The 13,249-nt window shown below is 30.6% G+C and carries 11 protein-coding genes and 1 tRNA gene; 7 read left to right on the forward strand and 5 right to left on the reverse strand.

Features of this window, described 5'->3' with window-relative positions; genetic code table 11:
• Positions 1–5: 5 nt before the first annotated feature.
• Together VCM48_RS07960 and VCM48_RS07965 are read left to right on the forward strand one after the other, a co-directional pair.
• A complete protein-coding gene (locus tag VCM48_RS07960; protein ID WP_440122694.1) occupies positions 6–941 on the forward strand; it encodes a PorP/SprF family type IX secretion system membrane protein in 936 nt (311 codons plus the stop codon).
• 12 nt (positions 942–953) lie between these two features.
• The gene (locus VCM48_RS07965) at positions 954–2,903 is read left to right on the forward strand and encodes an OmpA family protein (protein WP_482270160.1); all 1,950 of its coding nucleotides are present in this window, start codon (positions 954–956) and stop codon (positions 2,901–2,903) included.
• Between the two features lie 89 nt (positions 2,904–2,992).
• On the opposite strand, the gene cls is transcribed toward VCM48_RS07965, so the two are convergent.
• The 4 genes from cls to VCM48_RS07985 form a co-directional block, all read right to left on the reverse strand.
• The gene (gene cls, locus VCM48_RS07970) at positions 2,993–4,435 is read right to left on the reverse strand and encodes a cardiolipin synthase (RefSeq protein ID WP_482270161.1); all 1,443 of its coding nucleotides are present in this window, start codon (positions 4,433–4,435) and stop codon (positions 2,993–2,995) included.
• 588 nt (positions 4,436–5,023) lie between these two features.
• Positions 5,024–5,293 (reverse strand): STAS-like domain-containing protein, encoded by a 270-nt coding sequence (locus VCM48_RS07975; RefSeq protein ID WP_482270162.1) that lies wholly within the window; start codon positions 5,291–5,293, stop codon positions 5,024–5,026.
• A 77-nt stretch (positions 5,294–5,370) separates the two neighbouring features.
• On the reverse strand, positions 5,371–6,201 hold the full coding sequence (locus VCM48_RS07980) for an ATP-binding protein (protein ID WP_482270163.1): 831 nt from the start codon (positions 6,199–6,201) through the stop codon (positions 5,371–5,373).
• A 546-nt stretch (positions 6,202–6,747) separates the two neighbouring features.
• Positions 6,748–6,829: transfer RNA gene (locus tag VCM48_RS07985), tRNA-Leu, on the reverse strand.
• A gap of 101 nt (positions 6,830–6,930) precedes the next feature.
• Between VCM48_RS07985 and VCM48_RS07990 the strand changes: the two genes are divergently transcribed.
• From VCM48_RS07990 to VCM48_RS08005, 4 genes are all read left to right on the forward strand, one after another.
• A complete protein-coding gene (locus tag VCM48_RS07990; protein WP_482270164.1) occupies positions 6,931–8,319 on the forward strand; it encodes a dipeptidase in 1,389 nt (462 codons plus the stop codon).
• A 107-nt stretch (positions 8,320–8,426) separates the two neighbouring features.
• On the forward strand, positions 8,427–8,795 hold the full coding sequence (locus tag VCM48_RS07995) for a BlaI/MecI/CopY family transcriptional regulator (RefSeq protein WP_274639499.1): 369 nt from the start codon (positions 8,427–8,429) through the stop codon (positions 8,793–8,795).
• On the forward strand, positions 8,795–10,198 hold the full coding sequence (locus VCM48_RS08000) for a M56 family metallopeptidase (RefSeq protein WP_482270165.1): 1,404 nt from the start codon (positions 8,795–8,797) through the stop codon (positions 10,196–10,198). The genes VCM48_RS07995 and VCM48_RS08000 overlap by 1 nt, the downstream gene beginning before the upstream one ends.
• 81 nt (positions 10,199–10,279) lie before the next feature.
• A complete protein-coding gene (locus VCM48_RS08005; protein ID WP_482270166.1) occupies positions 10,280–11,380 on the forward strand; it encodes a DUF4407 domain-containing protein in 1,101 nt (366 codons plus the stop codon).
• On the opposite strand, the gene VCM48_RS08010 is transcribed toward VCM48_RS08005, so the two are convergent.
• Positions 11,375–11,833, reverse strand: a complete 459-nt coding sequence (locus tag VCM48_RS08010) for an Lrp/AsnC family transcriptional regulator (protein WP_274639496.1) — start codon at positions 11,831–11,833, stop codon at positions 11,375–11,377. The genes VCM48_RS08005 and VCM48_RS08010 overlap by 6 nt on opposite strands.
• A 165-nt stretch (positions 11,834–11,998) precedes the next feature.
• Here VCM48_RS08010 and VCM48_RS08015 point away from each other — a divergent pair, with 165 nt between their 5' ends.
• The gene (locus tag VCM48_RS08015; RefSeq protein ID WP_482270167.1) at positions 11,999–13,198 is read left to right on the forward strand and encodes an aminotransferase class I/II-fold pyridoxal phosphate-dependent enzyme; all 1,200 of its coding nucleotides are present in this window, start codon (positions 11,999–12,001) and stop codon (positions 13,196–13,198) included.
• Positions 13,199–13,249: the final 51 nt, after the last annotated feature.

The raw sequence follows: 13,249 nt of genomic DNA on the forward strand, positions 1-13,249 counted from the left end.
ACCTAATGAAACATTATTCTATATTACTATTAATAATTATTAGTGTAAATGTGTGTTTTTCTCAACAAGACCCACAGTATACACAATACATGTATAACACTCAAGTTGTAAACCCAGGTTATATTGGTTCAAAAAATGCTCTTGGTTTAGGTTTACTATACAGAACACAATGGGCTGGATTTGAAGGTGCTCCAAATACAGGGACTTTTACTTTTAATATGCCTTTAGGTACCTTAAAACGAAACGCAATAGGACTTTCTATTATTAATGATGAAATAGGTCCTTCTAACGAAACAGGTATTACAATAGATTATGCCTACTCCTTAATTTTATCAGGCCGCTCAAGAATATCTTTCGGGATTAAGGGAGGACTAAGTATACTTGATGTAGACTACTCTAAACTAAACATATATGATGATAACGATTGGCAATTTGCAGAAAATATTGATAAAAAAGTGCAACCTCAAATAGGCGCAGGTATTTACTATAATAATGACAGGCTCTACCTAGGATTATCAGTACCTAACTTTTTCAATTCCAAACATTATAATTCAGACAGTGCTAATAACAGTAATGAAGATGCTATAGCTATAGAGCGTTTACACTACTTTTTAATAGCTGGTTATGTTTTTGATATTAGTGAAAACCTAAAACTTAAACCTGCAACTATGTTTAAATGGGTTAATGGATCCCCTTTACAAGCTGATTTATCTGCAAATTTTCTATTCAATAATAAATTTACCCTTGGAGCCTCTTATCGATGGGACGCTGCAATTAGCGCCATGGCAGGATTTCAAATAACTAATCAGTTATTCTTAGGAATGGGTTATGACTTTCAAACTACCGATATTGAAGATCACAGTAATGGTTCATACGAATTCTTCTTAACGTTTGATATTTTCAATAATCCTGAACGCATACTAACACCAAGATTCTTCTAAAATTTTAATATCATGAAAAAGCATTATTTAATTTTTTACTTTTTATTTGCCTTTATAAGCTCTGCTACTTTTGCTCAAATAGCACTAGTTGAAAAGGCAAACACTAAGTATAACACCTACGACTTTATAGACGCTCGAAAAATCTATTTAAAAGTTGTTGAAAAAAACTACGGATCAGCCGAAATTTACAGAAAGCTGGGAAACACATACTATTTTAACAGTGATTATTCAAAAGCTGCAAAATGGTATTACAATTTAATAGACAGGTTTCCAAACGAAGCCCTTACTATTGATTATTTTAGAGCTGCACAATGTTTAAAAAGTATTAACCAACCTGAAGAAGCTGAGAAACTCATGGAAATATATAGATTTAAAGGAGGCAAAATTACTTCTTTAGATTCTTATAAAAATGTTGCTGACACTTTATTTAAAAAAGGGGTACATGACAAACTTTTTGAAATAGAAAAAATTCCTGTTAATACAGAATATTCTGATTTTGGACCAGCTTTTTATGGTGACAATATTGTCTTTGCTTCAAGTAGAAAAAATCCATCTTTATCAAAAGAACAGACAGATGATCTTGCTGGGTGGAATGAACAACCTTTCTTAAATTTATATCAGGTATCATTAGATAAAGACATGAATTTTGGAAAAGTAAAAGCTTTTAACAAAAATGTTAACTCTCCTTATCATGAGTCTACTGCTGTTTTTACAAAAGACGGAAATACAATGTATTTTACTAGAAACAACTACTTAAATGGTAAAAAGAAGAGAGATAGAGATCATGTAGTTAGACTCAAAATATACAAAGCTACCAGAAATGGAAATTCTTGGGAAAACATACAAGAACTTCCTTTTAATAGTGATAACTATTCTGTTGGACACCCAACTCTTAGTCCTGACGAAGATAAACTCTACTTTTCTTCTGACATGCCCGGTAGCTTGGGAATGTCTGATATTTGGTATGTAAAAATCTTAGGTGAAGATATTTATACAAGTCCTGTAAATCTTGGGAATAAAATTAATACAGCTGAAAGAGAAACATTCCCTTTTGTAAGTGATGAAAACAACCTATATTTCTCAAGTGATGGGCATTCTGGTATGGGAGGTTTAGACATTTTTGTAACAAACCTAGAAGAAAACTCTCATGGAGAAGTTTCTACTTTTGGAGACCCTATAAACAGTCCAAAAGACGATTTCGGCTTCATAATAAAAGAAGATAGAATAGGGTATTTTACATCTAATCGTGATGGCAAAGAAGGAAGCAAGAGCGACGATATTTATCAAATTTGGGAACGTTGTGAAATTACAATTCAAGGACCAGTAATGGATAAAAATACTGGCGAATTAATTCCAAATGCAGAAGTTACTTTAATTGACAGTAACAATAAAGAAGTAAAAACAGTTACTGTTGGTAATGATGCTACTTTTACTTTTCTATTAGACTGTCAAGAACAGTATACTTTGAGAGCAAAGAAAGAAAAGTATCATCCAAAAGAAAAGGTTATAGAAACTCCTAACAATCCTAAAACTATAAAAATGCCTATTAAGTTAAACATGCCTTTAGCTTTAGAACTCTCTGACCCGTGTCCTCCAAATGATTTAGGTTGTAGATTAACGTTACAACCTATCTATTTTGATTATGACAAATCTAATATTCGTCCTGATGCAGAAATTGAATTAGCTAAAATTCTGGCCGCATTAAAAGAGTATCCTACTTTAAAAATTCATATTGAATCACATACCGATTCTAGAGGTAATGATTTATACAATTCAAGATTATCTGAAAATAGAGCACAAGCTACATTAGATTGGTTTCTTAAAAAAGGAATTGATATAAACAGGTTAACTGCAAAAGGATATGGAGAATCGGAACTTATTAACAAATGTAATAACCAAACTACGTGTAGTGAAGATGAACATCAGCTAAATCGCAGATCCATGTTTATAATTAAAGAATAAAATAATTTAAGAAAGCTCTTTTTGTTGGATATACAGCAGTAAAACTTCTTATCCTTGAGAAGTTTTACTGCTATTTTTATTAAATTTCACTATAAAATAGGAGCTAACAATCGAGCTACTCTTTCTGTAAAACGTATTAAAACAGGTCTATTATTCCATTGATGCAGCTCTATTTTTTCGCTATCTTTTAAGTCTTCTAAGAAAGCTTTTTTCAACTGACTTGCAAAATCTTTATCATAAACCAACGCATTAATTTCAAAATTTAAATCAAAACTACGTTCATCTAAATTAGCTGTTCCTACGGAACAAACTAATTCATCAAATACCATTGTTTTTGCATGCACAAATCCCTTTTTATATCTATACACCTCTACTCCTATCTCTAAAACTTCTTTATAAAAAGAATTTGATACTCCGTTTACTAATTTCGAATCTGAAACACTTGGCACCAATAACTTGATAGAAACCCCACTCAAACTGGCTATTTTAAGAGCATCTAAAAAAGATGTTCTGGGCACAAAGTACGGAGTAGTAATTAATATTTCTTTTTTTGATAACAGTATTGCTTGAATAAGTGCATACATAATATCTGGGTGATCAGAATCAGGTCCGCTTGAAATTACCTGTACCAATTGTTTATCCTCACTTTCTTTTTCTTGGTTTCCTACAGGAAAAAGTTCTTCTTCAACAATAACGTTTTGATCAGCACAAAAATTCCAATCTGCTAAAAAAACTCGTTGTAAGTTTAAAACAGCAAGCCCTTCAATTTTTATATGTGTATCTCTCCAGTAACAATTAAATTTATTAGGATTGATATATCTTTCAGAAACATTAACACCTCCTACAAAACCAACTTTACCATCTATAACAATAATTTTTCTATGATTTCGGTAATTAATTCTATTAGCTAACAACAACCATTTAATTTTGTAAAAAGGATATGCCTCCACTCCACTATCAATCAATGATTTTACAAACGATTTTCGAATATCCTTACTTCCAAAATCGTCGTAAATAAAACGCACTTTAACTCCTTGTTTAGCCTTCTCTTTTAATACCTCTCCAATTTCATTTCCTATAGTATCATTTTGAAAAATATAATATTCTATATGTATATGATTTTTTGCTTCTTTTAAAGCTTCAATAACTTCAGGAAATTTACGTTCTCCATTTAAAAGTAAACTAACTTTATTATTATTTGTTAAAACATTTTCTTTGTGTATAAACTTAGTTAGGTTATAAAAATGCCCTAAATGACTTTTGGAAGTTGATAACGTTGTTTCAGTATAGTTTTTGAGTTTTTCTTTAAGCTCAAAGAAAATACTCTTATCTACTTCAAGCTTTTTATTGTAAAGTTTATAAGTTCTATGATTTATTCCTACTGTTAAATAAATGATAATTCCCCCTACAGGAAACAGAATCAGCAAAAACAAATAAGCTATCGCTTTAGGTGGTGTTGAAGTATTAATAATAATAACAGCAACTGTAGCAATAATAGCTACATATAAAATTATAAGTAGTGTAGTTATCAAAATAAAAGTATCTTTTTTATGCTAAAGATATTTAAAATATTAACATCCAAATACTCAACCATAAAAAAACTCAACTAATACAATTGCATAACTAAATGTTATAAATAAAACCGAAATAGTTAGTTTTTACAGCATTAAAAACAAAAAACCTTAATTCGCAATGAATTAAGGTTTTGTTTTTTTAGTACGGGCGGAGAGACTCGAACTCTCACACATTGCTGCACTAGATCCTAAGTTTTACCCCTTAATTTTTAAAAGAAATAAAAACATGCAAATCAATACTTTATATTTTCAATTTTCTTTAATTATTACTTATTTCGGGTTCTTTTACTGGTTCTTTTGCGCATTTTAAGACACAAAAAAATCTATTGAAACTGCTTGTTAATTAAACTTATATACAAATAAACTCTACCTCTTAAGTATTAAACGCTAGTATATGAATTATTCATTTTATTAAACTTTTAATAATTAAAATTAATCCAAATACATTGCGGGTTTATATTAACAGGTGTATCCAAATTTAACCCTTCAAAATCATATAATAAAAAAACTCCTTAAAAGGAGTTTTTTATTTTGATTCTTAATTTATTACAATGCTGATATTATAACTTTTTTCACAAAATCATTAGCATTAATAAACGAAATCTTGTTTTTAAAAACCTCCATAGATATTCCATCCTTAAGTTTTCCGAAACATTCATTAGCAAATGAATTTGTTATAACATCAACATCTTTTAAGTCTATATATATTTTATCACTTATACTAGCTTCGATTTTAATATCCTCTCTTATTTTTGCCCCAAGATTTCTAGTACCTAAACTAGTACCAATCTCAGAGAACACTATAGTTTTTTCCATTATTTCAATCTATTAAGTTAGTAGCGATTTTACTGCAAAGGTAATTTTTTTTATTTAAAATCAATATAAATAGTAAATTAATCGAAAAGATCACCAAAAACAGTTTCTTTATGATCATAATTACTTCCTGTAAATTTCATATAATCAACATCAATATCCGTATTCACCCTTAAATATACACAAGTTCCTTGCCATTCAGGTATTTTTCCAATAAATTTCCCTCCATTTTCAATATCTAATTTATAATTTCCCGAAATTAAACTTAAACTACCTTCATTTTCATGTGCAAATAAAGATGAAGCATACAAACCATGTCCTTGACCAAATCCATTAGTAACTCCTTTATCAATACACCTATTTATAGACTCCATTTCAGTAAAACCATAAACATCCTTAAGTGCGTTATGAATACCTATTCCTGTATCACAAACCATTAACCTAATCTTCTTTTGGGTTTTAAAATATTGTGCCACAACCCAGCCATTTTCTTTTTTTGAATGATTAAGAACATTGTCTAATATTTCATTTAAACAATAATCTAAAGCCGTAATCACATTTTCATTAATACATGAATTATATTTTATGACGTCTATTATCTTATTTAATACCTCTATTTGATTATCCTCATTATATTCCTGAATTTCTACTAGTGACATAGAATTATACCTTGTAAAATCTTCAGGTAGCTCTATATTCAAACCTTTAAAAAAATTCATTCTTGTTAAATATGTAATAACATTTGGGTTATTATAAGATAAAGTCCCTCTTACTTCATGCCCTTGAAAATTTAACTCTCTTATTGTACTCAACAGCATCAGTGCATAATCAGGAAATATAAAGACACAATCTTTAAAGTTTAAATTTAATAAAACCTCATTATTATCATTATTATTATAAATTTCTCTCAATTTATAACATAAATCTAACATACTTTCATGACTAATAATATATTGTTTTATATAAATATCACACGAAAAAACCTGTAAAGAACTGGACATCAATAGCTATCTTTTTTTTACAAAAATAAAAAATTATCTCATTTTCTAAATAGAAACTTTTCAACATAAAGTTTTAATAAATTATTCCTCTTCAAACACCTTCATCAACTATAGATGTTTTTAGTCTTTATTTTATAAAAACTTCTTATGAAAGTTGAATCTATATCATTTTGATTTAAAGATAACAACATCAATTAAAAACCAATACACAAACCACATAAACAACTCAAAACAAACACATTACACAACAAAAAACACTAGGTTTTGAATCTAGCGTGTGCTTAAAGCAAGCGAAAACAACATAAAACACTAGTAATTAACAAGTTAAACAATAATAAAAACTAAGAGAAACTCACCTTTTATTTGTTTTCGGGTTCTTTTACGGGTTCTTTTAGATATTTGACGCTAGACCAAAAAAAAACACCTTAGCTGTAGCTAAGATGTTCATTGTCAATGTACGGGCGGAGAGACTCGAACTCTCACACCTCACGGCACTAGATCCTAAGTCTAGCGTGTCTACCAATTCCACCACGCCCGCGTACTTTTGAAATTGTGGATGCAAATATAAACAATACTTGTAAACTACAAAGAAGAAGTATACTATTTTTCTTATTTTTGATGCTAATTAATATACAACACATGCAAAACGTAAAAGATTACATAGCTCAACATAAAGATCGTTTTATTAATGAGCTTATCGATTTATTAAAAATTCCGTCAGTAAGTGCTGATCCAGCATACAATCAAGATGTATTAAATACTGCTGATACTGTTAAAGAAAGTTTAGAAAAAGCTGGGTGTGATAAAGTAGAGATTTGCGAAACTCCTGGATACCCTATCGTATATGGAGAAAAAATAATAGACCCAAACTTACCTACCGTATTAGTTTATGGTCATTATGATGTACAACCTGCAGACCCCATCGATTTATGGACTTCTCCTCCTTTCGAACCAGTTATTAAAAAAACAGATATTCACCCAGAGGGAGCTATTTTTGCTCGTGGTGCTTGTGATGACAAAGGTCAAATGTACATGCATGTAAAAGCATTAGAATACATGACACACACTGGCAACTTACCTTGTAATGTGAAGTTTATGATTGAAGGTGAAGAAGAAGTAGGTTCTGAAAGTTTAGCGTGGTTTGTTCCTAGAAACAAAGAAAAACTTGCCAACGATGTAATTTTAATTTCAGATACAGGAATGATTGCTAATGACATTCCTTCTATTACCACTGGTTTACGTGGTTTAAGCTATGTAGAAGTTGAAGTAACTGGACCTAATAGAGATTTACACTCTGGTTTATATGGAGGTGCTGTAGCAAACCCTATTAACATTCTAACACAAATGATTGCTTCATTACACGATGAAAACAATCATATTACCATTCCTGGATTTTATGATAAAGTTGAGGAATTATCTCGTGAAGAGCGTGATGAAATGGCGAAAGCACCTTTCTCATTAGAAGACTATAAAGCTGCTTTAGATATTGATGATGTTCACGGAGAAGCTGGTTATACTACTAACGAACGCAACTCTATCCGTCCTACCTTAGATGTAAACGGAATTTGGGGTGGATACACTGGTGAAGGAGCAAAAACTGTAATTGCTTCTAAAGCATACGCAAAAATTTCAATGCGTTTAGTACCTGGGCAAGAATGGGAAGAAATTACTGAATTGTTCAAAAAACATTTCGAAAGCATTGCTCCAAAATCAGTTAAGGTAGAAGTAAAACCACATCATGGAGGGCAAGGATATGTAACTCCGATTGATAATATTGGATATCAAGCAGCAAGTAAAGCCTACCAAGAAACGTTTGGAGTTACTCCAATTCCACAACGAAGTGGTGGAAGTATTCCTATCGTTGCTTTATTTGAACAAGAATTAAAAAGTAAAACCATTTTAATGGGATTCGGATTAAATTCTGATGCAATTCACTCACCAAACGAGCATTTTGGAGTATGGAATTACCTTAAAGGAATTGAAACCATTCCATATTTCTATCAATATTTTACTGAGTTATCAAAATAATTCAATCTCAATAATATCAACAAAATAGCCTTGAAACTCATTCAAGGTTATTTTTTTGCTTTATTTTTCAACTCTACATTTGTAGAGTTAATTTTAATTTTGTAGAAATGCAATTATCAAAAACCGAAGAACAAGTAATGCAGTATTTATGGAAATTGAAAAAAGCTTTTATGAAAGATATTTTAGCTGAATTTCCCGAACCGAAACCTGCAACAACTACTGTAGCTACACTGTTGAAAAGAATGAAAGACAAGGGATTTGTAGATTATAAGCTTGATGGAAAAGCAAGAGAGTATTTTCCTTTGGTTAAAAAGTCAGATTACTTTTCGAAACATGTAAACGGATTGATTAAAAACTTCTTTAACAACTCTGCGAGTCAATTTGCTTCTTTCTTTACTGAAAAAACAGATTTATCAGTTTCTGAACTAGAAGATTTAAAAAAGATTATCGATCAGCAAATAAAAAAGCAACAATAATGGTTACGTATTTAATAAAATCAGGACTGTGTTTGGCTTTATTACTTGCCTTTCATCATTTGATACTAGAGCGAGAAAAAATGCATCAATTCAACCGATTTTATTTACTAGGCAGTGTATTGTTTTCGTTTGTAGCTCCTTTTTATAAAATATATATAGAAACTGTTTCGAATACTGTAAGAGCGACAGCTTCCTTAATTACAGATTCAACTATGAATGCAAATACAGTTGAAGAAATTAACTACACACCATATCTATTTGTTGGATATACAATCGTAGCAATCATTTTATTAATCCGTTTTACAAAAAACTTGTTTGACATCTTTTTGAAAATAAAACGACATCAAAAAATTAAAAAGGGAAAAACTACGCTTGTTTTAGTAGATGATGCTATAAGTCCACACACTTTTTGGAATTATATTTTTATTAATAAAGAAGAATACAATTCAAACAAAATTGAAACCGAACTCTATACACACGAATTAACACATGCATTGCAAAAGCACACGTTTGATATCTTATTAATTGAACTTTTACAAATTATTTTTTGGATTAATCCAACATTTATATTCCTCAAAAAAGCTATCAAATTAAATCATGAGTTTTTAGCAGACAACAAAGTGATTATTACACATAAAAACACTACTGAGTATCAATATTTACTATTAAATAGAGCTACTTGGAACAACGAATATTACTTGGCCAGTAATTTGAATTATTTATTAACTAAAAAAAGATTATTAATGATGACAAAACAAAGTTCTCGTACCAAAATTTTGCTTAAAAAGCTGGCAGTAATACCAGTACTAGCAGGATTCACTTTTCTATTTGCCGAAAGAGTTGAAGCACAAAAAAAAGATACTAACAAAGCACCTGTATCTATACAAGTAAAAAATAGTGAGAAAAACTTAGAAGGAGAGTCTTCTAAAAAAACATTAGTAGTTTACACTTATGAAGATGGAAGCGTAGTCCAAAAAAAATATGATGACCTTACCTTAGAAGAAAGAAAACAACTTCCCCCACCTCCTCCACCTAAGAAAAGAGTTTATAGGAGAACTCCACCAACTCCAAATTCTCCAGTAGTTAGGATGGGAGAAGAATCAAACATACCACCCCCTCCTACTAGAGTAAAAAAAGGTGATGTTTCACGTATTCCTCCTCCACCTCCTCATATTAGAGTTAAAAAAGGAATGAGAACACCTCCAGAGCCAATCTCTCCTTTGGAATATATCAAAAAACATAAAGACAATAACTCTGAATATTACTACAACGGTAAGAAAATAAGTTACAAAAAAGCTATAAAACTTTTAGAATCTGACAACTCAATAAATTTACATAATTGGAATAAAAATGGTAAAGCTGTTTTTAAACTTTCAGACAAACCGATAACTATAAAAAACTAATTTTGTTAAAAGCCTCTTAAATGAGGCTTTTTTTTGTAACAAAACCCTAAATCACTCGTTACTAAACTATAAGCTTATTTTATGTTAAAACGTTTTTTCCTTCTTTGTTCTGGAGCTGATTTAGATTTGCTAGAAAAATGTGCTAATGGAGAGCAAAATAAATATGCGGGTATTGGTGCTACAGTTTTCTTTACCGCTTTAATGGCTACCATTGCTGCTGCATATGCCTTATTTACAGTTTTTGACAATATATATACATCTATTTTCTTCGGAATCATTTGGGGACTACTCATTTTTAATTTAGATCGATTTATTGTTTCAACCATAAAAAAAAGAGAGTCAAAACGAAAAGAAATTATACAAGCACTTCCTAGATTATTACTTGCAATGATTATCGCTGTGGTAATTTCTAAACCTTTAGAGTTAAAGATTTTTGAAAAGGAAATCAACCAAGTATTGTTGACTGAGAAAAATCAGATGACACTAGATAACAAAACACAAATTGCACAACAATTCACTCCTGAAATAGAGAAAATTAATAGTGAAATTACTGCTTTAAAAAACGAAGTAACTACTAAAGAAAAAGAAGTTAATACTTTATATGAAACCTACATTGCCGAAGCTGAAGGAAGAAAAGGCACCAAACTCATCGGTAAAGGTCCTGTTTATAAAGAAAAGAGAGACAAGCATGATAAAGCTTTACAGGAATTAACTCAATTAAAAGCTAATAATTCTGTGAAGATAAAAGCCAAAGAAGAGGCTATTAGTAATTTAACTCAGCTACAAAAAGAAACTGAAAGTGAAACACAACCTATTATTTCCAATTTTGATGGGTTAATGGCTCGTGTTAATGCTTTAAACAAATTGCCTTGGCTACCTTCTTTCTTTATCTTCCTATTATTTTTAGCTATAGAAACAGCTCCTATTTTTGCGAAACTCATCAGTTCAAAAAGTGAATACGATTATAAATTCGAAAATCATGAATCATTAGTTAAAACTTGGATTCAACAACAAGTACATCAACGAGAAGCTATTTTACAAACCGATAAAGACCTTAACAATAAAATATATTCCGATTTAAAAACGGAAGAAGAGTTATACAACTACAAACAAAAAATGGCTCGTAATTTAATGAAACTTCAAGCTGATACTTTTTATAAAAATCAACAGGATATACTATAACGCAATAGCTATTGAATTTTTAACTTCACCAATCGTAAAAACACTTCGAGTATTCCCAACATGTTTTAACGCAGTAAGTTTATTTACTATAAAATCTCGATAAGCATCCATATCCTTCACATAAACCTTTAAAATATAATCGTAGTCTCCACTTACATGAAAACATTCTGTTACTTCTTCTAACCTATTAACTTCCTTTTCAAAAACTGCTATATGATCTTTATTATGTTTCTCTAACTGAACATGACAAAAAACTAAAAATGACTTTTCAATTTTGTTTTTATTCACCAAAGCAACATATTGCTTAATAACCTTTTCTTTTTCTAACTTTTTTATGCGCTCATAAACCGCAGTTACAGACAACCCTAACTGTAAAGACAGTTGTTTTGTCGTTTGCTTACTATCTGTTTGAAGTAACCCTAGTAACTTCTTATCTATCTTATCTAATTTCATCTGAAAAAAAATCTACATTTATTACACCTTTCACTACCATTACCAAATAAAAAACCAATTATAGACACAAAACTAGCATAATAATCTATAAAACACACCTCTTATTGATTTTTAAACAATTAAAACTGAATTTAGTAGTCTACTAATAATTAACCTTAATCAATTATGAAATTTAAACCTGCAAGCAACATACAAGACCTACAATATTTTGGAGAATTTGGTGGTGTTAACCCATCTATATCAGACTCTTCAACCTACACTTTTTTATCAGCAAAAACTATGTTTGATACTTTTGAAGGAAATACAGATGGTTGTTATTTATACTCTCGTCACTCATCTCCTTCAAACCTATACTTATCCGAAGCTTTAGCAGCTATGGAAGGAACTGAGACAGCCAATGTTTCTGCAACAGGTATGGGAGCCATTACTCCCACCATCTTACAAATATGCGAAGCTGGAGATCATATTGTTTCAAGCAGAACTATTTACGGAGGAACTTATGCTTTTTTAAAGAACTTCACACCTCGAATGGGCATAGAGACTTCTTTTGTTGATATTACAAAAATAAATGTGGTAGAAGCTGCCATTACACTAAAAACTAAAATGATATACTGTGAAACAGTAAGTAACCCCTTATTAGAGGTTGCTGACATTAAAGCGCTATCAACCTTAGCTAAAAAACATAATTTACAATTAGTTGTTGATAACACATTTTCTCCATTATCAATTTCCCCTGCTCAGTTGGGAGCTGATATTGTTATTCACAGCTTAACAAAGTTCATCAACGGTTCTTCAGACACTATGGGAGGAGTTATTTGCGGAACTACTGATTTTATCAACTCTCAAAAAAGTGTAATTGATGGCGCAAGCATGTTATTAGGTGCCTCTATGGATTCAATGAGAGCTGCCTCTATCTTAAAAAACCTGAGAACTTTACATATTCGTGTAAAACAACACAGCAAGAATGCTAATTATTTAGCTAAAAAATTTGAAGCTGACGGATTAAAAACTGTATACCCTGGATTAAAATCGCATCCTTCTCATGAAGTTTTCAAATCGATGATGAATGAAGAATACGGTTTTGGAGGAATGTTAACTATAGATACAGGTTCTTTAGAGAAAGCTAACGCTTTAATGGAGCTAATGCAAGAAAGAAACTTAGGGTATTTAGCTGTAAGTTTAGGCTTTTACAAAACCTTATTCTCCGCTCCTGGTACTTCAACATCTTCAGAAATTCCTTTAGAAGAGCAAAAAGAAATGGGATTAACTGATGGTTTGATTCGTTTTTCTATTGGATTAGACAACGATATAGAGCGCACTTATCAAATGATGAATGCTTGTATGAAAGAAATAGGCATATTATAAAGTATACTTACTTTTAATTTCAGTTTGTCATTTCTAAAAAGTCAGAAATCA

The organism is Tenacibaculum sp. DPLXC6 (genome assembly GCF_056815515.1).